The organism is Lacihabitans sp. LS3-19 (genome assembly GCF_024343575.1).
Taxonomy (GTDB): domain Bacteria; phylum Bacteroidota; class Bacteroidia; order Cytophagales; family Spirosomataceae; genus Leadbetterella.
The window spans coordinates 309,008-329,569 of the sequence record NZ_RJUA01000002.1 but is presented as its reverse complement, the minus strand read 5'-3'; the positions used below and the strand labels follow the sequence as shown (position 1 = coordinate 329,569).

General features: G+C 34.5%; 31 protein-coding genes and 1 pseudogene. 2 read left to right on the top strand and 30 right to left on the bottom strand.

What is annotated here, in order from left to right:
• Nucleotides 1–202 precede the first annotated feature (202 nt).
• Nucleotides 203–2,137: a 1,4-alpha-glucan branching protein GlgB gene (glgB, locus tag EGI22_RS03750; protein ID WP_255066517.1), complete on the top strand. Its 1,935-nt coding sequence runs from the start codon at nt 203–205 to the stop codon at nt 2,135–2,137.
• A gap of 39 nt (nt 2,138–2,176) precedes the next feature.
• Here glgB and thrC read toward each other — a convergent pair whose 3' ends face one another.
• Nucleotides 2,177–3,487: a threonine synthase gene (thrC, locus tag EGI22_RS03745; protein WP_255066516.1), complete on the bottom strand. Its 1,311-nt coding sequence runs from the start codon at nt 3,485–3,487 to the stop codon at nt 2,177–2,179.
• Between the two features lie 12 nt (nt 3,488–3,499).
• Nucleotides 3,500–4,600 carry a glutamine-hydrolyzing carbamoyl-phosphate synthase small subunit gene (gene carA, locus EGI22_RS03740; protein ID WP_255066515.1) on the bottom strand — a complete coding sequence of 367 codons (1,101 nt, stop codon included), beginning with the start codon at nt 4,598–4,600 and terminating at the stop codon, nt 3,500–3,502.
• A gap of 221 nt (nt 4,601–4,821) precedes the next feature.
• Between carA and EGI22_RS03735 the strand changes: the two genes are divergently transcribed.
• Nucleotides 4,822–5,646 (top strand): universal stress protein, encoded by an 825-nt coding sequence (locus EGI22_RS03735; RefSeq protein ID WP_255066514.1) that lies wholly within the window; start codon nt 4,822–4,824, stop codon nt 5,644–5,646.
• Between the two features lie 65 nt (nt 5,647–5,711).
• Here EGI22_RS03735 and rplQ read toward each other — a convergent pair whose 3' ends face one another.
• The 28 genes and pseudogenes from rplQ to rplD form a co-directional block, all read right to left on the bottom strand.
• Nucleotides 5,712–6,329, bottom strand: coding sequence for a 50S ribosomal protein L17 (gene rplQ, locus EGI22_RS03730; RefSeq protein WP_255066513.1), 618 nt, complete (start codon nt 6,327–6,329; stop codon nt 5,712–5,714).
• A 93-nt stretch (nt 6,330–6,422) separates the two neighbouring features.
• Entirely contained in the window at nt 6,423–7,412 is a 990-nt protein-coding gene (locus EGI22_RS03725; RefSeq protein WP_255066512.1) for a DNA-directed RNA polymerase subunit alpha, read from the bottom strand.
• 93 nt (nt 7,413–7,505) lie between these two features.
• Nucleotides 7,506–8,111: a 30S ribosomal protein S4 gene (gene rpsD / locus EGI22_RS03720; protein WP_255066511.1), complete on the bottom strand. Its 606-nt coding sequence runs from the start codon at nt 8,109–8,111 to the stop codon at nt 7,506–7,508.
• A gap of 62 nt (nt 8,112–8,173) precedes the next feature.
• Nucleotides 8,174–8,569 (bottom strand): 30S ribosomal protein S11, encoded by a 396-nt coding sequence (gene rpsK / locus EGI22_RS03715; RefSeq protein WP_255066510.1) that lies wholly within the window; start codon nt 8,567–8,569, stop codon nt 8,174–8,176.
• 64 nt (nt 8,570–8,633) lie between these two features.
• Complete coding sequence (rpsM, locus tag EGI22_RS03710) at nt 8,634–9,008, bottom strand: 30S ribosomal protein S13 (protein WP_255035164.1); 375 nt, start codon at nt 9,006–9,008, stop codon at nt 8,634–8,636.
• 5 nt (nt 9,009–9,013) lie between these two features.
• Complete coding sequence (ykgO, locus tag EGI22_RS03705) at nt 9,014–9,130, bottom strand: type B 50S ribosomal protein L36 (RefSeq protein ID WP_013408562.1); 117 nt, start codon at nt 9,128–9,130, stop codon at nt 9,014–9,016.
• 27 nt (nt 9,131–9,157) lie between these two features.
• On the bottom strand, nt 9,158–9,376 hold the full coding sequence (gene infA, locus EGI22_RS03700; RefSeq protein ID WP_255047508.1) for a translation initiation factor IF-1: 219 nt from the start codon (nt 9,374–9,376) through the stop codon (nt 9,158–9,160).
• 3 nt (nt 9,377–9,379) lie between these two features.
• Nucleotides 9,380–10,183 (bottom strand): type I methionyl aminopeptidase, encoded by an 804-nt coding sequence (gene map, locus EGI22_RS03695; RefSeq protein WP_255066509.1) that lies wholly within the window; start codon nt 10,181–10,183, stop codon nt 9,380–9,382.
• Nucleotides 10,184–10,188: 5 nt separating this feature from the next.
• Complete coding sequence (secY, locus tag EGI22_RS03690; RefSeq protein ID WP_255066508.1) at nt 10,189–11,514, bottom strand: preprotein translocase subunit SecY; 1,326 nt, start codon at nt 11,512–11,514, stop codon at nt 10,189–10,191.
• 362 nt (nt 11,515–11,876) lie between these two features.
• Nucleotides 11,877–12,320, bottom strand: a pseudogene (rplO, locus tag EGI22_RS03685) (50S ribosomal protein L15); the annotation flags it as partial.
• 45 nt (nt 12,321–12,365) lie between these two features.
• The gene (rpmD, locus tag EGI22_RS03680) at nt 12,366–12,545 is read right to left on the bottom strand and encodes a 50S ribosomal protein L30 (RefSeq protein WP_255066507.1); all 180 of its coding nucleotides are present in this window, start codon (nt 12,543–12,545) and stop codon (nt 12,366–12,368) included.
• A gap of 23 nt (nt 12,546–12,568) precedes the next feature.
• Nucleotides 12,569–13,072: a 30S ribosomal protein S5 gene (rpsE, locus tag EGI22_RS03675; RefSeq protein ID WP_255066506.1), complete on the bottom strand. Its 504-nt coding sequence runs from the start codon at nt 13,070–13,072 to the stop codon at nt 12,569–12,571.
• Between the two features lie 10 nt (nt 13,073–13,082).
• A complete protein-coding gene (gene rplR / locus EGI22_RS03670; RefSeq protein ID WP_255066505.1) occupies nt 13,083–13,430 on the bottom strand; it encodes a 50S ribosomal protein L18 in 348 nt (115 codons plus the stop codon).
• A gap of 26 nt (nt 13,431–13,456) precedes the next feature.
• The gene (gene rplF, locus EGI22_RS03665) at nt 13,457–14,014 is read right to left on the bottom strand and encodes a 50S ribosomal protein L6 (RefSeq protein ID WP_255066504.1); all 558 of its coding nucleotides are present in this window, start codon (nt 14,012–14,014) and stop codon (nt 13,457–13,459) included.
• Between the two features lie 44 nt (nt 14,015–14,058).
• Nucleotides 14,059–14,460 carry a 30S ribosomal protein S8 gene (rpsH, locus tag EGI22_RS03660; protein ID WP_255066503.1) on the bottom strand — a complete coding sequence of 134 codons (402 nt, stop codon included), beginning with the start codon at nt 14,458–14,460 and terminating at the stop codon, nt 14,059–14,061.
• Between the two features lie 112 nt (nt 14,461–14,572).
• Nucleotides 14,573–14,842, bottom strand: a complete 270-nt coding sequence (gene rpsN / locus EGI22_RS03655) for a 30S ribosomal protein S14 (protein ID WP_255035152.1) — start codon at nt 14,840–14,842, stop codon at nt 14,573–14,575.
• 19 nt (nt 14,843–14,861) lie between these two features.
• Nucleotides 14,862–15,410, bottom strand: coding sequence for a 50S ribosomal protein L5 (gene rplE / locus EGI22_RS03650; RefSeq protein ID WP_255066502.1), 549 nt, complete (start codon nt 15,408–15,410; stop codon nt 14,862–14,864).
• A 38-nt stretch (nt 15,411–15,448) separates the two neighbouring features.
• Complete coding sequence (gene rplX / locus EGI22_RS03645) at nt 15,449–15,787, bottom strand: 50S ribosomal protein L24 (RefSeq protein WP_255066501.1); 339 nt, start codon at nt 15,785–15,787, stop codon at nt 15,449–15,451.
• A gap of 35 nt (nt 15,788–15,822) precedes the next feature.
• On the bottom strand, nt 15,823–16,191 hold the full coding sequence (rplN, locus tag EGI22_RS03640; RefSeq protein WP_255066500.1) for a 50S ribosomal protein L14: 369 nt from the start codon (nt 16,189–16,191) through the stop codon (nt 15,823–15,825).
• Nucleotides 16,192–16,227: 36 nt separating this feature from the next.
• Complete coding sequence (gene rpsQ / locus EGI22_RS03635; RefSeq protein ID WP_255066499.1) at nt 16,228–16,482, bottom strand: 30S ribosomal protein S17; 255 nt, start codon at nt 16,480–16,482, stop codon at nt 16,228–16,230.
• A gap of 52 nt (nt 16,483–16,534) precedes the next feature.
• The gene (gene rpmC / locus EGI22_RS03630; RefSeq protein ID WP_255066498.1) at nt 16,535–16,720 is read right to left on the bottom strand and encodes a 50S ribosomal protein L29; all 186 of its coding nucleotides are present in this window, start codon (nt 16,718–16,720) and stop codon (nt 16,535–16,537) included.
• 31 nt (nt 16,721–16,751) lie between these two features.
• Nucleotides 16,752–17,171: a 50S ribosomal protein L16 gene (rplP, locus tag EGI22_RS03625; RefSeq protein WP_255066497.1), complete on the bottom strand. Its 420-nt coding sequence runs from the start codon at nt 17,169–17,171 to the stop codon at nt 16,752–16,754.
• A gap of 33 nt (nt 17,172–17,204) precedes the next feature.
• On the bottom strand, nt 17,205–18,008 hold the full coding sequence (gene rpsC, locus EGI22_RS03620; protein ID WP_255066496.1) for a 30S ribosomal protein S3: 804 nt from the start codon (nt 18,006–18,008) through the stop codon (nt 17,205–17,207).
• A 44-nt stretch (nt 18,009–18,052) separates the two neighbouring features.
• The gene (gene rplV / locus EGI22_RS03615) at nt 18,053–18,409 is read right to left on the bottom strand and encodes a 50S ribosomal protein L22 (protein ID WP_255066495.1); all 357 of its coding nucleotides are present in this window, start codon (nt 18,407–18,409) and stop codon (nt 18,053–18,055) included.
• Between the two features lie 38 nt (nt 18,410–18,447).
• A complete protein-coding gene (rpsS, locus tag EGI22_RS03610) occupies nt 18,448–18,726 on the bottom strand; it encodes a 30S ribosomal protein S19 (protein ID WP_255066489.1) in 279 nt (92 codons plus the stop codon).
• Between the two features lie 10 nt (nt 18,727–18,736).
• Nucleotides 18,737–19,561 (bottom strand): 50S ribosomal protein L2, encoded by an 825-nt coding sequence (gene rplB, locus EGI22_RS03605; protein ID WP_255066485.1) that lies wholly within the window; start codon nt 19,559–19,561, stop codon nt 18,737–18,739.
• A gap of 43 nt (nt 19,562–19,604) precedes the next feature.
• Nucleotides 19,605–19,892 (bottom strand): 50S ribosomal protein L23, encoded by a 288-nt coding sequence (gene rplW, locus EGI22_RS03600; protein ID WP_255066484.1) that lies wholly within the window; start codon nt 19,890–19,892, stop codon nt 19,605–19,607.
• Nucleotides 19,893–19,903: 11 nt separating this feature from the next.
• Nucleotides 19,904–20,533: a 50S ribosomal protein L4 gene (gene rplD, locus EGI22_RS03595; protein ID WP_255066483.1), complete on the bottom strand. Its 630-nt coding sequence runs from the start codon at nt 20,531–20,533 to the stop codon at nt 19,904–19,906.
• Between the last annotated feature and the right edge of the window lie 29 nt (nt 20,534–20,562).

Here is a 20,562-nt window from a genome sequence, read left to right as displayed (position 1 = left end):
TAATTCAAAGCACAAAAATACTTGAATTCATTTATTTCTACTAAAAGTTTAATTAAAAGTATTCTATTAAATTTTTCAAAAAAAGAAAGTAAAACCTATTAAAAAACTACTATCTTACCTTTTTTTAATGCTAAATCAAAATTGTATTTTGGAAAACAAATATTATTTTAAAATATTGTACAAAAATTGAAATTTAACCTATATGAGCAAAAAAAAGCAAGCCATTCCTGAAAAAATAGAATTTAAAAATGTCGAACCCTTCTCTTTACTAACTGATTTTGATATAGGTTTGTTTAAATCTGGAAGGCATTTCAGATTGTATGAAAAACTGGGCTCCCATGTAAGGGCAAATCAAGATGTTGAAGGAACTTATTTTTCCGTTTGGGCACCTAATGCTCAGTCTGTTTCCGTAATAGGTGATTTTAACGGTTGGAATAGAGAAAGCCATCAGCTTTTGCCTCGATGGGATGGCTCTGGAATATGGGAAGGTTGGATTGCAAATATCGGCAATGGTACAGTCTATAAATATTTCATAGATTCAAATATTGGTGGGCAAAAACTAGAAAAAGGTGACCCATTTGCTTTAAAATGGGAAGAATCACCAAAAACAGCGTCTATAGTTTGGGATACATGGTATGAATGGGATGACAGCGATTGGATGAAAAAACGCAAAGCAGCCAATAGCTTAAATGCTCCATGTTCGGTATATGAAGTTCACATAGGTTCTTGGAAAAGAGACCCTAATGACCATGATAGAAGACTGACCTATAGAGAAATAGCCGACACTTTGGTTCCATATGTAAAAGAAATGGGCTTTACACATGTAGAGTTCATGCCTGTTATGCAACATCCTTACGAACCTTCTTGGGGATATCAAATTACAGGTTATTTTGCAGCAAGTAGTAGGTTTGGCTCACCGCAAGATTTTATGTATTTGGTGGAGCAATTACACAAAAACGACATCGGCGTAATATTGGACTGGGTTCCTTCTCACTATCCAAATGATGCCCATGGAATTTACAGATTTGACGGTTCAGCTCTCTACGAACACGAAGATCCACGCCAAGGATACCATCCAGACTGGAAATCTTACATTTTCAATTATGGAAGATATGAGGTTCGCTCATTCTTAATAAGTAACGCCTTGTTTTGGTTAGATAGGTACCATGCTGACGGATTAAGAGTAGACGCCGTAGCTTCCATGCTATATCGTGACTATTCGAGAAATGATGGAGAGTGGATTCCGAATGTATTTGGAGGCAGAGAGAATCTTGAAGTAATTTCATTATTCAAGGAACTGAACGAGGAAATCTATTCTTCTTTCCCTGACACGCAAACCATTGCTGAAGAATCTACTGCTTTCCCTGGCGTTTCTCGCCCTACATTTATGGGTGGTTTGGGCTTTGGAATGAAATGGATGATGGGCTGGATGAATGATACACTTAGGTATTTCTCAAAAGACCCAATGTACAGAAAATGGCACCAAAACGACCTTACTTTCAGTACAGTTTATGCATTCTCTGAAAACTTTATGTTGCCACTCTCGCATGACGAAGTTGTTTATGGCAAGCATTCTTTACTCAATAAAATGCCAGGCGACGAATGGCAAAAATTTGCAAATTTAAGGGTCTTGTTCAGTTATATGTTTACCCATCCAGGCTCAAAACTGATGTTTATGGGTGGCGAGTTTGGGCAATCAGAAGAGTGGAATTTTCTTAAAAGCTTAGATTGGCATTTATTAAATTATGATAGCCATAAAGGTGTAAATAGATTAGTTCAAGATCTAAACAAAGTGTATAGAGCAGAGCCCGCTCTTTTCGACAAACAATTTAGCCCGGATGGTTTTGATTGGTTAGACACAACTGATACTGATAATTGTGTAGTTTATTACAGAAGAAAAGGTTTGAATGATGAAGTTTTAATACTTCTCAATTTAACACCTGCTCCAAGGCACAATTATAGAATTGGAGTTCCTAAAAACAAACAATATACAGAGATTTTCAATTCCGATAAAACTGAATATTGGGGATCTGGAATGACAAATAGTGATATTAAAACCGAAGATATTGCTGCTCATGGATTTGCCCAGTCCATTAATATAACATTGCCGCCTCTTGCAGCGATTATAATAAAATAGAGAAATAAATAAGGCTTTGGTTTCCCAAAGCCTTATTTATTATATTAAATTCTCCTCTAAAAAAGCTTTAAAAAGCTGATAGTCATTTTTAAGCTTTGTAGAAATTTTAGTTTTCTCTAAAAGCACTTCCAACCTTTCAGGTATTTCTGGCGTAAAGCCTAAAATAGATTCCATCTCAGGCAAAAACTTAGCATAATGTGCTGTGGACAAAAACACACCTACATATTCAGAATTATTTTCTTCCAAAAACTCTTTTAAGCCTAAATATGCAATAGCAGAATGTGGACATGTCAAATATTCAAATTTTGAATAAATTTCTTTAACAGCTTCACGTGTTTGATTGTCATCAAAAAATGTCCCTTTTACAACCTCTCTCATTTGATTCAATTCGCCATTAAAAATGGCAGACATCCTCGGGAAATTACTCGGATTTCCAACATCCATCGCATTCGAAATAGTAGAAATAGAAGGAGAAATAGGGGTATATATTCCAGATTCTAAATATTCTGGCACCACTTTATTTACATTGGTAGCTGCAATAAAAGTATCAACTGGCATTCCCATTTTCATTGCTAATAAGCCCGCAGTAAGGTTTCCAAAATTACCAGAGGGCACAGAGAAAACGATTTTCTTGCCTAATCTTTTCATTTGGGCATAGGCGGCAACATAATAAAATGACTGGGGTATAAGTCTTGCTATATTTATACTATTAGCGGAGGCTAAATTAAAATTAGCTCTCAAATCTTCATCAAGAAAAGCTTTTTTTACCAATGCTTGACAATCGTCAAAAGTGCCATCAATTTCGACAGCTTGAATATTCTTACCTAAAGTAGTTAATTGTTTTTCTTGTATATCACTTACCTTTCCTTCAGGATAAAGAATCGTGACCGAAATATTATTACTTTCAAAAAAACCTTGAGCAACAGCTCCACCCGTATCTCCAGAAGTGGCTACTAGGATATTTATAGTTTTCTCTGATTTTTTTAAGAAATAAGACATTACCGCTGCCATAAATCTTGCTCCAAAATCTTTAAAGGCCATGGATGGTCCATGAAATAACTCTAAACAGTGAATGTTTTCTGAAATACCAATAACAGGAGCAGCAAAATCAATTGATTTTTCTATTATTTCTTTAAGGTCATCAGCAGATATCTCCTCTTTTAATAAAGTATAAGAAATCTCAAATGCAATTTCTTGCAATGACAACTTTTCAACAGAATCCCAAAAAGTCGATGGTAAAGTAGGAATAAAACTTGGCATATAAAGTCCATTGTCAGGAGGTAAACCTCTGAAAATAGCTTCTTGAAAATTTACATCTTCACTTAAATGATTAGTACTATATAAATTCATATTCGTCGATAATTAGTTCATCATAGCGACAAACTGATCGAATAAGTAATTAGAATCATGAGGCCCTGGTGCCGCTTCTGGGTGATACTGTACAGAAAATGCTGGTTTGTTTTTCAATGAGATACCTTCAATAGTATTATCATTCAAATTTAAGTGCGTTACAGTAACATTTTCATTTTTATAAGCTTCTTCAGGAATAACCGCAAAACCATGATTTTGAGAAGTAACCTCGCATTTGCCCGTTATAAGATTCTTTACCGGATGATTTAGCCCACGGTGACCATTATGCATTTTATAAGTACCGATCCCTACCGAGCGACTCAATAGTTGGTGACCTAGACATATTCCAAACAAGGGTTTATTTTCTTCTAAAAGGCCTGAAATGGTTTCAACGGCATAATCCATAGCACCTGGATCTCCTGGGCCATTCGAAATAAAATAGCCATCAGCTCCCCACTCTTGTATTTCCTTTATGTCAGTTTTCGCATTAAAAACTTTCACATAACAATCTCTTTCAATAAAATTTCTAAGAATATTTCTTTTACAACCATAATCAATTACTGCAAGTTTATATTTAGCCTCTGGATTTCCTAAAAAGTAAGGTTCATTGGTGCTAACCAAAGAACTCAACTCAAGACCTTCCATTGAAGGACATTCATTTAAAACCTTTGACAGCTCTTCAATATCCTCCGATTCTGAAGAAATAATACAATTCATCACGCCAGCATTTCTAATATGCCTAACTATTTGTCTGGTATCAATATCACAGATTCCAACAATCCCATTTTTTTCAAAATATTCTTGAAGAGAGTAGTCTGCGGTAGTTCTAGAATAATAATGATCAGCATAGGCATTACAAATCATACCCTTGATTTTTATACTGTCAGATTCTTCTTCAGTGTCCAACTTCACTCCATAGTTTCCTATGTGAGCCGTGGTATTCACTATAACCTGTCCAAAATAAGAGGGATCAGTATAAATTTCTTGGTAACCGGTCATACCTGTATTGAAACAGATTTCACCAACTGTAGTACCAATTTTACCTAAAGCTTTGCCTTTAAAAACGGTGCCATCTTGAAGTAATAAAATGGCGTTTTGGGGAATGAAAGTCATTAAAATTAAGTTTTCCGATTAGATAAGATTATCGGAATACAAAGTTAAATCAAAATTTCAACTTATCTAACAAATACCTTCATAAGTATACAATTTATTGATAAATTACCAAAAATCATATTTTAAATAAGAGCTAAATCATTATTTATTGTATTCACTTTTAATATCTTTACATTAGGAGATATCTAAAAATATAACCAAAACTTAAAGACGCTAATAATATGAAAACAATTATTGTAACGACAGATTTTTCAAAAGGAGCTGAAAACTGTGTAAAATATGCTAAAAAATTAGCTAATTCTTTTGATTCTAAATTGATTTTAGTTCATGCCTACTCTCCCCCTATTATAGACCCTAACATTCCAATTGGTATGTTGGAAGAAACTTTTAAAGATACAGTCGATAATTTAGAACAAGTTTTAAAAAAAGAAGTGGAAGATGCAATTTCAGAAGGTTTAAATGCTGAATACAAACTATCTTTTAGTGATTTAACAAGTATAATAAATGATATTACTGAGATAGAAAAAGATGCTGTTGTAGTAATAGGAAAAACGGGACATAAGACTTTCCTAGATAAATTAATTGGCTCTACTGCAAATCATTTGATTGACAACATCCATGTTCCTCTCATTATGATTCCTGAGAACTATGAAGGTGAAATAATGATGAGGCTAGCCTACGCTTCCCAATTAGAATATGATGAAGAAAAATTTATTGAAAAAGCAATCTCCTTTGCTAAAAAATCTCCGTTAGGCTTGGATATTATTCACATTAACGAAAAAAATGAATTAAATATAAATCCAGATGAACGGTTCATTAAAAGTATTGAAGCAAAATTTATAAACGAAAAAATTCAAATAATTCAGTCTGAAAGTGATAGCTTAAAAGAAGGTCTAAATGATACAATTAAAAAAGAAGGGATTTCGCTAATTTTTCTTACAACACATAAAAGAGGTTTCCTTTCAGGATTATTGAATCCGAGCAAGACAAAGCAAATAATTAGTAGTTCAAATATTCCAGTGGGAGTATTTAGTTTTGATGATTAGGAAAAACAATATAAAGCAAAAAAGGAGCTCTTTGAGCTCCTTTTTTAATTTCAAACTATTATGTCTTACTTCTCTTCTTCTGTACCTTCAACATCTGGCGTTTCAGGAGTCTCTTCCGCAACTTCAGTAGCTGACTCAACAACTACCTCCTCAACAGAAGCTTCAACAGCTTCGGTAGCTGGAGCCTCATCTTCTACTACTACAGCAGAAGGCTCTTCAGCAGCAACTTGTGCAGCTATTTCAGAATCAGATTTTTTTGATTTACCTCTTCTAGAACGTTTAGCTTTAGCTTCTCCCTCTTCAACATTAGAGCTTACCAAATTATCATTAAAGTCAACCAATTCAATTAATGCTACTACAGCATTATCACCTTGTCTTTGTCCTAATTTAATAATTCTAGTATATCCTCCGTTTCTTTCTGCAACTTTCTCCGCAATATCGCTAAAAAGAATTTTAATCGCTTCCTTATCTTGTAGATAAGAAAAAACAGTTCTTCTTGAGTGCGTATTATCAGTTTTAGATTTGTTAATCAAAGGCTCAACGTATACTCTCAAAGCTTTAGCCTTAGCCAAAGTAGTTTCAATTCTTTTTGCTTTAATCAAAGAAATTGCAAGATTAGCCAATAAAGCGTCTCTATGTGATTTTGTTCTACCTAAATGGTTTACTTTTTTACCGTGTCTCATTTTGTTTTATTGTCGTAAGTAACGGTTTGAAAACACTTTCGCAGATATGTTTTCCACCTATTACGAGTATTTAAAATTAATTCTGCGAAATTATTATTCTTCGTCTAATTTGTATTTGGCTACATCCATACCAAAGTGCAACTGCTTGTCAGCAATTAATTGCTCTAACTCAGTAAGTGATTTTTTACCAAAATTTCTGAACTTCATCATGTCAGCCACTTCCAATCTAGCTAAATCACCTAAAGTACGGATATCGGCAGATTTAAGACAATTGTAAGCTCTAACAGACAAATCTAAGTCTTGTAATGATGTTTTAAGAAGTTTTCTCATGTGTAAGAATTCTTCATCAACCATATTATCTTCCTCATCTTTCTTAGAATCGAACACCATGTTTTCATCTGTAAATTTAAGAAAATGCTGAATCAAAATATGAGAAGCCTCCTGAAGAGCCTTTTCTGGATGAATAGAACCATCCGTTTTAATCTCAATAAGAAGTTTTTCGTAGTCAGTTCTTTGCTCAACACGTGTATTTTCTACACTGAACTTAACATTTTTGATCGGTGTGTAAATTGAATCAATCGAAATAAATCCAATTGGCAAATCGTTTGCTTTATGCTCCTCACTAGGTACATAACCTCTTCCTTTATCAACAATAATTTCAAATTCTATTTCTTTTTTAGAATCTAATTTTGCAATTACTAAATCAGGGTTAAGAACCTCAAAACAAGAAGAAAACTTGCTAATTTCACCAGCAGTTAATTCGGTTTGATTTTTTACTTTTACGGTTATCTTATTATCTACAAAGTCCGAAATCTTCTTAAATCTTACTTGTTTAAGATTTAAAATTATTTCAGTCACATCATCCACAACACCTTCAATTGATGAAAACTCATGAAGAACACCAGGAAATCTTACCGAAGTTATTGCAAAACCCTCAAGTGAAGACAACAATATACGACGAAGAGCATTGCCTATGGTTACTCCATATCCTCTTTCGAGTGGCTTAAACTCAAAAAAACCATGAAAGTCGTCCGCTTTTTCCATTACGACTTTATCGGGCATTTGAAATGCTAAAATTGACATACTGTGCTGTATATTTTCGTTAACGAAATAAATATGGGATTATCCCATAATATATTAAAGAAACCACCTCCGAAAAGAGGTGGTATGTAATTATTATTTGTTGTACAATTCGACAACAGCCTGATCGTTAAAGTTCTCAGGAACTTGATCTCTATCAGGATAATTGATAAACACTCCAGATAAATCAGCTGTATTGAATTCAATCCAACCATATTTTTTGGCAGAGTTTATACTTGCACTTGTTGTAATATTTTCAAGTGATTTTGACTTCTCTCTTACTGCAACAGCCTGACCTGGTTTGATTAAGATTGAAGGAATGTTAGTAATTTCACCGTCAACAACTATATGTTTGTGAGCTACTAATTGTCTTGCTGCTCTTCTAGTAGGAGCAATTCCCATACGATAAACCACATTATCAAGCCTAGCTTCACATAACTTAATTAAGTTAGCACCAGTTTGACCTTCTTTTACAGCAGCTAAATGGAAAATTCTTGCAAACTGACGCTCAAGCATACCATAAGTGTACTTTATTTTTTGTTTTTCTTGAAGTTGCAAAGCATATTCAGACTTTTTACCTCTTCTACCTCTACCATGCTGTCCAGGAGGGTAATTCTTTTTTGCTAAAGCTTTGCTTGGGCCTAATATAGCCTCTCCAAATTTTCTTGAAATCTTAGATTTCGGACCTGTGTATCTTGCCATGTTTTAAAAATAAATTGTCAAATAATTAGCCCCAATGTCCAAACTAATATTTGTTAAAAAAATTAAACTCTTCTTCTTTTAGGTGGTCTACATCCGTTATGAGGTAGTGGAGTGATATCAAATATATTAACCACATCGATACCTACACTTTGAACCGTTCTCATTGCTGACTCTCTACCTGAACCAGGGCCTTTAACATAAATGTCTGCTTTTCTCATTCCCAAGTCATAAGCAACTTGACAACAGTTCTGAGCAGCCATTTGAGCTGCATATGGAGTGTTCTTTTTGGAACCTCTAAAACCCATTTTACCTGCAGAACCCCATGAAATAACTTGACCTGTACTATTTGTAACAGATATGATAATGTTATTAAATGATGCTCTAATGTGTACCTGTCCGTAAGCCTCTACAACTACGACTCTTTTTTTTGCTTTATCTTTTCTTTTAGCTTGTGCCATTTTTGATAAAAAAACTTAAATTAAGGCAGGAACACAAAATGTACTCCCCTGATCCAATTAAATATTATTTAGTTGCTTTTTTCTTGTTAGCGATAGTCTTACGCTTACCCTTTCTAGTTCTCGAGTTATTTTTAGTCTTTTGACCCCTTAAAGGTAAACCTTTACGATGTCTTAGACCTCTATAACAACCGATGTCCATTAATCGCTTAATGCTAAGAGTAACCTCTGAACGTAAAGCACCTTCTACTTTAAATTCATTAGAAATGATAGCACGAATCGCATTAGCTTCATCGTCTGACCACTCTCCTGCTTTTTTATCAACAGAAATATTGGCTTGCCCTAAAATATTTTTCGCAGTACTGCGACCTATACCGTATATATAGGTAAGAGAAATTTCACCCCTCTTTTTGTCCGGAATATCAACACCTGAGATCCTCATAAATATTAACCTTGTCTTTGTTTAAATTTAGGATTTTTCTTATTAATTACGTAAATTTTACCTTTACGCCTGATGACTTTACAGTCTTCACTACGTTTTTTAACTGATGCTTTAACTTTCATTTTATTTAATTAATATATTAAAACCGATTATTTGTATCGGTAAGTAATTCTTGCTTTAGATAAATCGTATGGAGACATTTCCAATTTTACCTTATCACCTGGTAAAATTCTAATATAATTCATTCTCATCTTTCCAGAAATATGAGCAATAACTTCATGCTTATTTTCCAGTTCAACTCGAAACATGGCATTAGATAAAGCTTCCACTATTACGCCGTCTACCTGAATATTTGATTGCTTCGCCATTTTTTATATAATCTCTAAATTCTTTTCTTTCAGTACTTTTTCTATAAACTCAAAAGTAGTAAGTATTTCACATCCTCCTTTCGATACAATAATTGTGTGCTCAAAGTGTGCTGCTGCTTTTCTATCTTCAGTTCTAATAGTCCAATTGTCGTTTTCTTGAACTACAAACCTTTTACCTAAAGTAATCATTGGTTCTATTGCTATCACCATTCCTACTTGTAATTTAGGACCATTTCCTCTTTTACCAAAATTAGGCACCTCAGGAGCTTCATGCAAATATTTACCAACTCCATGACCCACTAACTCTCTAACTACTCCATATCCTAAACCTTCTGTATAACTTTGAATACTATAACTCACATCTCCAATTCTACTACCAGGTTTAACAGCATAAATTCCTTCAAAAAGAGATTGTTTAGTATCTTTCAATAATTGCTTTATTTCAGGTTTTACATTTCCAATCATATAAGTATAAGCACTGTCAGCATGATAACCATTCTTATAAACTCCACAATCAATAGAAACAATATCCCCTTCAAGAAGTTCCCGGTTGCTTGGTATTCCGTGAACTACAACATCATTTACCGAAATACACAAAGTGGCAGGGAAACCATTATAATTTTTAAAAGATGGCTTACCGCCATTATCCAAAATATATTCTTCAGCAATCTTATCTAAATCCTTGGTTTTAACTCCTGCTCCAACAATCTTAGCAACCTCAGCATGAGCTTTACCTAAAATAACTCCGTTTTCTTTAATAATTTCAGCCTCTTCAGCACTCTTAAGATAGATTACCCTTTTCGACATTATTATTAATTACTTACTAAAGAAGTTTGTCTACCTTCAATTCTTCCTGACTCCATCAAACCTTCATACTTTTTCATTAGCAGATAACTCTCTACCTGTTGTAAAGTATCCAAAACAACACCTACTAAAATTAAAAGGGAGGTACCACCAAAGAATGAAGAAAACATTTGTGTCATTCCAAACAAACTAGCAATTGCAGGAAAAATAGCAATCATTGCTAACAAAATAGCTCCAGGCAATGTAATTCTATCTAAAATATTAGCAATAAAATCTGAAGTAGGTTGCCCAGGCTTAATACCAGGAACAAAACCACCACCACGTTTCATATCATCAGCAATCTGATTAGGATTAATTGAAATGGCAGTGTAAAAAAATGTAAATGCTACGATCAATACCAAATAGAGTAAATTATATTGCCAAGAGGTCGGATCACTAAAAATAGTGTTAACATTTTGAGCAAAATCACTTTTTTCAGCAAATAGTGAAGCTACAAAAGCAGGAATAAACATCAAAGCTTGTCCAAAAATGATAGGCATTACTCCTGAAATATTCAATTTAAGAGGCAAATACTGTCTTTGACCAGTAACGGTTTTATTACCAACTATTTGCTTAGCATATTGTACAGGCACTCTTCTTACAGCTTGCGTCATAGCCACCGCAAACAACACAACTAAGAATAAAGCCACTATTTCTATAATAAAGAATAATATCTGACCATTGGCTCCTCTAGCATTAGCTTCTCCAATTATAGCACCAGGAAAACGAGACACTATCCCAATCATAATAATCATTGATATACCATTACCAATACCCTTTTCAGTAATTCTCTCTCCTAACCACATACTCATCATGGTACCAGCAACTAAAATAATTACACCAGCTATATAAAACAATCCTTGCGGAATCGTGATAGCATCGGTAGGTATAGTTGTTTTTAAATAAGTAAATCCTTGGGTAGCAGTAACTGCTATAGTTAACCATCTAGTAATTTGATTTAACTTTCTTCTACCTGACTCACCTTCTTTTTGAAGTTTAGAGAAATAAGGCAATGCTAAACCCAATAGTTGAATAGCAATGGAAGCAGATATATATGGCATGATACCTAAGGCCATAATGGATGCTTTACTAAAAGCACCACCAACTAAAGTATCCAACAAACCTAATAAACCATTACCATTTGTTAGATCTTGCAATTTTGAAGGATCAACACCTGGAAGAGTAATATAAGAACCAATTCTGAAAATAACTATAATAAACAAAGTAGCTAAGATTCTATTTCTTAGCTCCTCTATTGACCAGATGTTCTTAAATGTACTAATTAATTTTTTCATAAAATAGGGAACAATTATTCTGGACGACCACCATTTAATTTGTCTTGAAGTACTTTCAACTCATCCCAGTTTCCATCAGCAGCAAGTTTAGCTTGCTCTGCCCAAGTTGCAGGATTATGTGAGGCAAAATTACCACCAGCATTATTTAATATTTCTTGTACTTCTTCAGCCGAAGTTTCTGACAATTTTAAGAATGTCTCAATACCTCCAGCTACTAAGAGCTCAGAAATTTTAGGGCCAATTCCTTCAATTTTTGTCAAATCATCACCTACCTTAGTTTTTTTTGCTTTAGGAGCAGCTACAACATCTGTCACAACTTCAACAACCTCATTTGAAATCGATGAAGAAGCAGATCCTTTACTTACAACAGTAGCCTTTCCTCCTAAGTTTTCAATAATAGAAATAGCTGATTTTGAAAAAGCATTTACACTTACATCAACTTTTGAAGTCAATTCGCCTCTTCCTAAAACTTTAATCAAATCAGTTTTTGACATTAAACCATGCTCCTTTAAAAAAGCAAGATTAATTAACTTAACTCCAGTTTTCTCAACTAATGATTGAATAGTATCTAAATTAATAGCTTTATATTCAATTCTATTAATATTATTAAAACCGAACTTAGGAACACGTCTTTGCAATGGCATTTGACCTCCTTCAAAACCTCTTTTTGCACTATAACCTGACCTAGACTTAGCACCTTTATGTCCTCTTCTAGCAGTACCACCACCACCTGAACCTTGACCCCTACCTTGTCTTGTATTATTTCTTACCGAACCTTCTGCAGGTTTTAAAATTTCTAATTTCATTTTGTTTTTAATTTACGCAGTATAAATACTACTCGGTTATCCCTATTAACAATTCTCTACTCTAATTAAATGATTTACTTTTCTAATCATGCCATCAATAGCAGGATTCGTTTCAATCTCTACAGATCCACCGATTTTTCTTAAACCCAATGCTTGCATTGTAAGCTTTTGTCTTTTCGGTCTCTCAATTAAACTTTTAACTTGAGTAATTTTTACCTTAGCCATCACTAAAATTATTTATTCGGTAATTAACCGTTGAATACTTTATTTAACTTAATTCCTCTTTGTGCAGCTACTTCGTGTGGTGCTCTCATCTTCAAAAGGGCATCCAAAGTCGCTTTGACAACATTATGAGGATTCGAACTACCTTTAGACTTAGCCAATACATTATGTACCCCAGCTGCCTCTAAAACGGCACGCATTGCACCACCTGCTATTACTCCAGTACCAGGAGCCGCAGGCTTAACAAATACAAATCCACCTGAATATTTACCTTCCATTTCGTGAGGTACTGTACCATTTATAATTGGAACATTTACCAAATTTTTACGTGCATCTTCAATAGCCTTTGAAATAGCATCTGTAACTTCATTTGCTTTTCCTAAGCCCTGACCAACTGCCCCTTGACCGTCACCTAAAACAACGATAGCTGAGAAGCTAAATCTACGACCACCTTTAACAACTTTAGCAACCCTATTTATGGCTACAACTCTTTCTTTAAGTTCTGATTCGTTTACTTTAATTGCTTTCATTTAAATAGTATTAAAAGTTTAGTCCAGCTTCTCTAGCACCTTCGGCTAAAGCTTTAATGTTACCATGATAAAGATAACCACTACGATCAAATACACATGCATTCAGACCTAGTTCGGTAGCTTTCTTGGCAAGGCTAGTACCAACTTGTTTTGAATTATCAATATTCAAAGATTTAAAACCTAGTTCTAATGAAGAAGCAGCAACTAAAGTTTTCCCAGCTATATCATCAATTAATTGAGCATATATACCAGTATTACTACGAAAAACCGATAACCTAGGTCTTTCTGGAGTACCTGAAACTTTTTTTCTTACTCTCCACTTTATTTTTTGCCTTCTTTCAGACTTAACACTAGACATATATTATAAAGTTATAAATTTCTATATTATTTTTTACCTGCAGTTTTACCAGCTTTCCTTCTGATAACCTCTCCAACAAACTTGATTCCCTTTCCTTTATAAGGCTCAGACTTACGTAACGATTTAATCTTAGCAGAAACTAAACCTATCAATTGCTTATCAATACCTTCTAAAGTAATAATCGGATTCTTACCTTTTTCCATTCTGGTAGCAACACTAATTTCAGAAGGCACTACCAAATAAATATTATGTGAATAACCTAATGACATATCAATAATGTTACCATTATTAGTAGCCTTATATCCAACACCGACAAGCTCAAGTTCTTTTTTGTAACCTTCAGATACACCGACAACTAAATTACTCAATAAAGACCTATAAAGACCATGAAGAGCTTTGTGCCTCTTTTGTTCTGATGGACGCGTAACAGTTAAGACACCTTCTTCAATTGATATTCCCATATCAGGATCAATTTTCTGAGTCAAAGTCCCTTTACTTCCTTTCGCTGTTACTAAATTATCAGAATCTACACTTATTGTAACTCCTGAAGGGATTGAAATTGGTTTTTTACCTATTCTAGACATTTTAAAACGTTTAAGGCTTCAACGATTGAAGCGGTCAACAAAAATTAATAAACATAACAAAGAACCTCACCTCCAACATTAAGAGTTCTGGCTTCTTTATCGGTAACTACTCCTTTTGAAGTAGACAAAATGGCTATACCTAAACCATTCAATACACGAGGTAACTCAGTAGACTTCACATATTTACGAAGACCTGGCTTAGAAACTCTTGAAAGATTTATAATTGCCGATTGTTTTGTAACTGGATTATATTTCAATGCAATTTTTATAACACCTTGAAGACCATTGTCCTCAAACTTATAACTTGCAATATAACCTTTGTCGTAAAGAAGAACTGTAAGTTCTTTTTTAAGATTTGAGGCAGGAATCTCAACGACTCTATGCCTAGCTTTAATAGCGTTTCTAATTCTGGTAAGAAAATCTGCTATTGGATCCGTTGTAATCATTTCTAATATTAATATTTTTTGGATGCCTTAGCCAACATTAGACAGTATCATAAGCATGACTTCTCTAACTGGGCTGCAAAGATAGTAATTCTAAATAAGAAAAAAAAATTTTTTACCAAGAAGATTTGGTAACTCCAGGAATAAAGCCTGAATTGGCCATTTCACGGAAAGTAACACGGTTGATACCGAACTTCCTCATATAACCTTTAGGACGGCCAGTAAGTTTACATCTATTATGCAACCTAACAGGAGAGGAATTTTTCGGTAGGGCGTCTAAACCTTTCCAATCTTGAGCTTCTTTAAGGGCCGCTCTTTTTGTAGCAAACTTAGCTACTAATCTTTCTCTCTTCCTTTCTCTAGCTTTTATTGACTCTTTTGCCATAACTCTAAATTATTGCTTATTATTTATTTTTATTCACAAACGGCATACCTAACGCTTTCAATAACTCATAGCTTTCAGCATCTGTTTTTGCAGAAGTTACAAAAGTGATATCCATACCTTGGATTTTTGAAATTTTATCGATTGAAATCTCAGGAAAGATTATCTGCTCAGTTACACCAAATGTGTAATTTCCACGACCATCAAAACCTTTGTCACTAATCCCTTGAAAGTCTCTTACTCTAGGCAAAGCAACTGAAGTAAGTCTGTCTAAAAATTCATACATAATAGTAGATCTTAAAGTAACTTTAGCTCCAATCGGCATTCCCTCTCTTAATTTAAAATTAGAAACCGCCTTTTTTGATATAGTTGGAACTGCTCTTTGTCCCGTTATAGTTGACAACTCTTCAACGCTACTATCAACCAACTTTTTATCACCAGTCGCAGCACCAACACCTCTATTTACAACAATTTTTAACAACTTTGGTACTTGCATTATAGATTTGTATTGGTATTTCTCCATCAAACCAGCGACTACCTCTTTTTGATATTTTTCTCTTAACCTTGCCATTTTCTTAATTTACGTGGATTACCGACCCACTTTAAATATTAAATAAATTTACCAGACGCTTTAGAGAATCTTTGTAGATTTCCAGCATCATTTAATTTTCTACCAATCCTAGATGGCTTTCCTGTAGAAGGATCGACAACTAATACATTGCTAATGTGTATTGAGCCCTCTAGTTCTTTGATTTCGCCTTGAGGATTCTGTGCATTTGGTTTGATGTGTTTTTTAATCATATTTACACCTTCAACCACTACACGGTTTTTCTTAACCAAAACTTCTACAATTTTACCTCTTTTTCCTTTAGAGTTTCCAGCAATTACTTCAACAGTATCACCAGATTTCACATGTAGTTTTGGTTGTTTATTAAATTTCCTTTCCATTGTAATAATTTAATTACGATTTTTATTTTCAGCTATTAAAGTACCTCTGGAGCAAGTGAAACGATTTTCATAAATTGCTTCTCTCTAAGCTCTCTAGCTACAGGTCCGAAAATCCTTGTTCCTCTAGGCTCGTTTTGGTTGTTTAATAAAACAACTGCATTTTCTTCAAACCTAATATATGAACCGTCTTTTCTTCTAACTTCTTTTCGAGTTCTAACAACAACAGCTTTTGAAACAGTACCTTTCTTCATATTCGAAGACCCGAGAGCTGCTTTTACTGTAACAACAACTTTGTCGCCCACAGATGCATACCTCTTTTTTGTACCACCAAGTACTCTTATTACCAAAACTTCTTTAGCCCCACTGTTGTCAGCCACATTGGCTCTTGATTCTTGCTGTAACATTTTATTGCCTTTTACTTATTTTAAGAATACCTTAGATTATTTGGCTTTTTCTATTATTTCCAATAATCTCCAGTTTTTGCTTTTGCTCAATGGTCTCGTTTCCATGATTTTTACAGTGTCGCCGATACCGGCTTCATTGTTTTCATCATGAAACATAAACTTTTTAGTTTTGATCATGAACTTTCCATATTTTGGATGCTTCACTTTACGAAGCACCTGGATTACTCCCGACTTTTGCATCTTGTTGCTTGTAACAACTCCGATACGTTCTTTTCTTACTTGTCTTTCCATTTTCGGATAAAATTAATGGTTTCAAAAACCATGAAATTTGGATAATGATGTATTACTTTGAACTACTAAGGGCAGTCGAAAGTCTTGCAATCGTTTTACGAGTCTCAGTAATTCTCTTAGGATTTTCGATAGGCGTAATCGCATGAGCAAACTTTAACTTTAGCAATCTATCTTTTTCTTCAGATATTTGTTGTTTCAACTGATCCCCAGTAAAACCACTTAAATCATTTTTTTTCATCTTCTTTATTATTTGAAGTATTTTATTTAGACTATACTTCGTAATCTCTACGAACTACAAACTTTGTTTTTACTGGTAATTTTTGAGCCGCAAGTCTTAAAGCTTCTTTCGCTAGCTCTAATGAAACACCTGAGGCTTCAAATAATACTGTACCTGGATAGATATTGGCTACCCAATATTCTGGAGCACCTTTACCTTTACCCATCCTTACCTCTAATGGCTTCTTAGTTATAGGTGTATCAGGGAAGATTCTTATCCATACTTGGCCTTCACGCTTCATAGCACGAGTAACACCAATACGAGCCGCTTCTATTTGTCTTGCAGTAATTCTACCCGGCTCAAGACTTTTTATTGCAAACGAACCGAAAGCAATCTCATGACCTCTGGTAGCTATACCTTTGATCCTGCCTTTCTGTTGCTTACGAAATCTAGTTCTTTTAGGTTGTAACATAACAATATTGTTTAAGGCACAATGCCATTAAATTTAATTTCTTTTGGGACCGTTTGATCTACCGTTATTATTCCCAGTTTTCTTCCTTCTAGCGTTTCTGTCACCATCATCATCTCTACGACCTTTGCCTTGATGACCGCCACCACCCATAGATGATTTTTTACTATCAGCTGACTCAGTCGCAAGAGCGGCAACAGAAGTTAAATCTCTTTTACCGAAGACTTCTCCTTTAAATACCCACACTTTGATTCCTATCAAACCGTAAACAGTTAAAGATTCTGAAATTGCATAATCGATATCAGCTCTTAAAGTATGCAAAGGAATTCTACCCTCCTTATACATTTCAGAACGTGCCATCTCAGCACCACCCAATCTACCTGACAATTTAATTTTGATACCTTGAGCACCAACTCTCATAGCAGATTGAATCGCTTGCTTCATCGCTCTACGGAAAGAGATTCTAGCTCTAAGTTGTTGAGCAATAGTCTCACCAACTAATTTAGCATCAATTTCAGGTCTTTTGATTTCAAAAATATTGATTTGAACATCTTTTTTAGTAAGCTTTTTAAGCTCCTCTCTAAGTTTGTCCACCTCGCTACCAGCCTTACCGATAACCACACCTGGTCTAGCTGTATGTATTGTAAGTGTAATTCTCTTAAGTGTTCTTTCAATAACAACTCTCGAAACAGAACCTTTCGGGATACGAGCGTTAATATATTTCCTGATTTTATCGTCTTCAACGAGTTTCTCAGCAAAATTTTTACCACCGTACCAGTTGGACTCCCACCCTCTGATGTAACCTAGTCTAAAACCTACAGGATTTACTTTTTGTCCCATTTTAACTAATTAATATAATTCTAATTTCTAAGTATCTTTACTTATTAAACTGATTGATTTTCTAAACTATCCACAACGATTGTAATATGCTGAGAGCGTTTTCTAACTCTATAAGCTCTACCTTGCGGAGCTGGACGAAGTCTTTTCAGCATTCTTCCACCATCAATCATTATTGTTTTCACATATAGATCTGCATCTTCTATTTTAGCGTCCTCGTTTTTGTTTTGCCAGTTGGCGATTGCCGACATTAAAACTTTTTTAAGAACTGGAGCCGCTTGTTGAGGTTGAAAAGAAAGTATACCCAATGCTGTGTTTACTTTTTTGCCTCTGATCAAGTCAGCTACCAACCTAGCCTTTCTAGGTGAAGTTGGAAAATCATTTAATTTTGCTACTGCTTCCATTTTTTATTCTTTTTAAAGGGGTAATACCCCTCGGAATATTATCTTTTACCTTTATCTTTTTTATTCACGTGGCCTCTGAAGTTTCTAGTAGGAGCAAATTCTCCCAACTTGTGACCAATCATGTTATCTGTAACATACACAGGAATGAATTTATTTCCATTATGTACAGCAAAAGTATGTCCAATAAAATCAGGTATAATCATAGACCTTCTTGACCAAGTCTTGATTACAGACTTTTTACCTGAATCATTCATTACGACGACTTTATTTTCTAGTCTAAAATCTACGTAAGGTCCTTTTTTAAGTGAACGAGCCATCTATTTTGTATTATTTTGTTCTTCGTGAAATTATTAATCTATTCGAGTATTTGTTTTTCGATCTAGTTTTCTTGCCTTTTGCAATTAAACCATTTCTAGAACGAGGGTGCCCACCAGAAGCACGACCTTCACCTCCACCCATAGGGTGATCAACAGGGTTCATAGCTACACCTCTTACTCTTGGCGTTACACCTAACCATCTCTTACGTCCAGCTTTTCCAAGCACAACATTCATGTGATCTGGGTTGGAAACAGAACCTACAGTTGCAATACATGCACCTAGAACCATTCTCATTTCACCTGAAGGCATTTTTAAAGTTACGAACTTACCGTCTTTCGCAAGAACCTGAGCGTAAGTACCAGCACTTCTTGCCAACTGACCACCTTTTCCAGGTGTTAACTCTATATTATGAACAATAGTACCTAAAGGCATATTCTTCAAAAGCAATGCATTTCCAACTTCTGGAGCTACTTTCTCTCCAGAAACAATTTTTTGTCCAACACCTAAACCTTGAGGAGCGATAATATATCTTTTCTCTCCATCTTCGTATTTAAGTAATGCTATTCTTGACGTACGATTTGGATCATACTCGATAGTCATAACTTCAGCCACCATATCTTTCTTATCTCTTTTGAAATCGATAATACGATACTTTCTTTTGTGACCTCCACCAATGTACCTTGCTGTACGGTGTCCTTCGTTGTTTCTACCACCTGTTTTTCTTATGGCTTCTGTTAGACTTTTCTCTGGTTTACTTGCTGTAATATCAGAAAAATCTGGAGCTATTCGATGTCTGGTGCCGGGTGTAACCGGATTTAATTTTTTAACTGCCATTTCTCACACATTTGCAGCCTATTATAGGCTATACTTTAATAAATTATAATTCTGCGTAAAAATCAATTAGGTCTCCGTCTTTCAAAGTAACTATTGCCTTTTTGAAAGTACTAGTTTTACCTGAACTCAATCTTGATTTAGTCATTCTTGACTTTTTCTTTCCGATTTGAGTAATTGTATTTACTTTATCTACTGTAACACCGTACATTTTCTCAACAGCCGCTGCTATCTCGATTTTATTGGCATCACGACCTACTTCGAAAGTATATTTCCCTTTGGAAGTCAGTAACTGTGTTTTCTCTGTTATTTTTGGTCTTCTTAAAACGCTCATTTCTTTAAAAATTAATCATTTAAAATTGATTCCAAATGAGAAACTGTACTCTCAGCCAATAAAATGACGTCTGTATTGATTAACTCATACGTATTTACAGAATCTTTGTCTACAACTTTAGTTCTAGGAATGTTTCTTGCTGATAAATAAAGGTTGTTTTCTCCTCCATTTACAACAAACAAAGTCTTTTTGCCTGTAAGGCTCAAGGCATTCAAAAATTCAATGTAGCTTTTTGTTTTTGGCGAATCAATCGAAAAATCTTCGATTACCATTAGGTTATTTTCAGCAACTCTTGCAGACAATACTGACTTACGTGCCAAAACCTTTATTTTCTTATTTAATTTGAAGTCGTAATCTCTTGGACGTGGACCGAAAACAGTACCACCACCAACATAAGTAGGAGATTTAGCTGAACCGTGTCTTGCACCACCTGAACCTTTCTGACGAACCAATTTCTTAGTTGAACGAGATATTTCAGCTCTTTCTTTAGACTTGTGGGTACCTTGACGTTGATTTGCTAGATAGTGTTTAACATCTAACCACACTACGTGTTGGTTTGGCTCGATAGCGAAAATTTCATCGCTAAGGTCAACAGACTTACCTGTTTCTTTGCCTTCTTTGTTTAAAACTTTTATTTTCATTTCAATTAGCTATTTTTTCGATGTCGTTA

What these genes read in the sequence shown, in the direction of transcription:
- rplR (WP_255066505.1), bottom strand. Translation starts at nt 13,430, where the DNA reads ATGTCTAGTGTTAAGTCTGAAAGAAGGCAAAAAATAAAGTGGAGAGTA.
- rpsQ (WP_255066499.1), bottom strand. Translation starts at nt 16,482, where the DNA reads ATGGAAAGACAAGTAAGAAAAGAACGTATCGGAGTTGTTACAAGCAAC.
- rplQ (WP_255066513.1), bottom strand. Translation starts at nt 6,329, where the DNA reads ATGAGACACGGTAAAAAAGTAAACCATTTAGGTAGAACAAAATCACAT.
- rpsC (WP_255066496.1), bottom strand. Translation starts at nt 18,008, where the DNA reads ATGGGACAAAAAGTAAATCCTGTAGGTTTTAGACTAGGTTACATCAGA.
- EGI22_RS03735 (WP_255066514.1), top strand. Translation starts at nt 4,822, where the DNA reads ATGAAAACAATTATTGTAACGACAGATTTTTCAAAAGGAGCTGAAAAC.
- rplP (WP_255066497.1), bottom strand. Translation starts at nt 17,171, where the DNA reads ATGTTACAACCTAAAAGAACTAGATTTCGTAAGCAACAGAAAGGCAGG.
- rpsE (WP_255066506.1), bottom strand. Translation starts at nt 13,072, where the DNA reads ATGAAAGCAATTAAAGTAAACGAATCAGAACTTAAAGAAAGAGTTGTA.
- thrC (WP_255066516.1), bottom strand. Translation starts at nt 3,487, where the DNA reads ATGAATTTATATAGTACTAATCATTTAAGTGAAGATGTAAATTTTCAA.
- ykgO (WP_013408562.1), bottom strand. Translation starts at nt 9,130, where the DNA reads ATGAAAGTTAAAGCATCAGTTAAAAAACGTAGTGAAGACTGTAAAGTC.
- rpsH (WP_255066503.1), bottom strand. Translation starts at nt 14,460, where the DNA reads ATGATTACAACGGATCCAATAGCAGATTTTCTTACCAGAATTAGAAAC.
- secY (WP_255066508.1), bottom strand. Translation starts at nt 11,514, where the DNA reads ATGAAAAAATTAATTAGTACATTTAAGAACATCTGGTCAATAGAGGAG.
- map (WP_255066509.1), bottom strand. Translation starts at nt 10,183, where the DNA reads ATGTCGAAAAGGGTAATCTATCTTAAGAGTGCTGAAGAGGCTGAAATT.
- rpsS (WP_255066489.1), bottom strand. Translation starts at nt 18,726, where the DNA reads ATGGCTCGTTCACTTAAAAAAGGACCTTACGTAGATTTTAGACTAGAA.
- rplB (WP_255066485.1), bottom strand. Translation starts at nt 19,561, where the DNA reads ATGGCAGTTAAAAAATTAAATCCGGTTACACCCGGCACCAGACATCGA.
- rplW (WP_255066484.1), bottom strand. Translation starts at nt 19,892, where the DNA reads ATGAGCGTTTTAAGAAGACCAAAAATAACAGAGAAAACACAGTTACTG.
- rpsK (WP_255066510.1), bottom strand. Translation starts at nt 8,569, where the DNA reads ATGGCACAAGCTAAAAGAAAAGATAAAGCAAAAAAAAGAGTCGTAGTT.
- infA (WP_255047508.1), bottom strand. Translation starts at nt 9,376, where the DNA reads ATGGCGAAGCAATCAAATATTCAGGTAGACGGCGTAATAGTGGAAGCT.
- rplX (WP_255066501.1), bottom strand. Translation starts at nt 15,787, where the DNA reads ATGGAAAGGAAATTTAATAAACAACCAAAACTACATGTGAAATCTGGT.
- rplN (WP_255066500.1), bottom strand. Translation starts at nt 16,191, where the DNA reads ATGTTACAGCAAGAATCAAGAGCCAATGTGGCTGACAACAGTGGGGCT.
- rplD (WP_255066483.1), bottom strand. Translation starts at nt 20,533, where the DNA reads ATGAAAATAAAAGTTTTAAACAAAGAAGGCAAAGAAACAGGTAAGTCT.
- rplF (WP_255066504.1), bottom strand. Translation starts at nt 14,014, where the DNA reads ATGTCTAGAATAGGTAAAAAACCAATTTCAATCCCTTCAGGAGTTACA.
- rpmC (WP_255066498.1), bottom strand. Translation starts at nt 16,720, where the DNA reads ATGAAAAAAAATGATTTAAGTGGTTTTACTGGGGATCAGTTGAAACAA.
- rplE (WP_255066502.1), bottom strand. Translation starts at nt 15,410, where the DNA reads ATGGCAAGGTTAAGAGAAAAATATCAAAAAGAGGTAGTCGCTGGTTTG.
- rplV (WP_255066495.1), bottom strand. Translation starts at nt 18,409, where the DNA reads ATGGAAGCAGTAGCAAAATTAAATGATTTTCCAACTTCACCTAGAAAG.
- rpsM (WP_255035164.1), bottom strand. Translation starts at nt 9,008, where the DNA reads ATGAGGATCTCAGGTGTTGATATTCCGGACAAAAAGAGGGGTGAAATT.
- carA (WP_255066515.1), bottom strand. Translation starts at nt 4,600, where the DNA reads ATGACTTTCATTCCCCAAAACGCCATTTTATTACTTCAAGATGGCACC.
- glgB (WP_255066517.1), top strand. Translation starts at nt 203, where the DNA reads ATGAGCAAAAAAAAGCAAGCCATTCCTGAAAAAATAGAATTTAAAAAT.
- rpsD (WP_255066511.1), bottom strand. Translation starts at nt 8,111, where the DNA reads ATGGCAAGATACACAGGTCCGAAATCTAAGATTTCAAGAAAATTTGGA.
- EGI22_RS03725 (WP_255066512.1), bottom strand. Translation starts at nt 7,412, where the DNA reads ATGTCAATTTTAGCATTTCAAATGCCCGATAAAGTCGTAATGGAAAAA.
- rpsN (WP_255035152.1), bottom strand. Translation starts at nt 14,842, where the DNA reads ATGGCAAAAGAGTCAATAAAAGCTAGAGAAAGGAAGAGAGAAAGATTA.
- rpmD (WP_255066507.1), bottom strand. Translation starts at nt 12,545, where the DNA reads ATGGCTAAGGTAAAAATTACTCAAGTTAAAAGTTTAATTGAGAGACCG.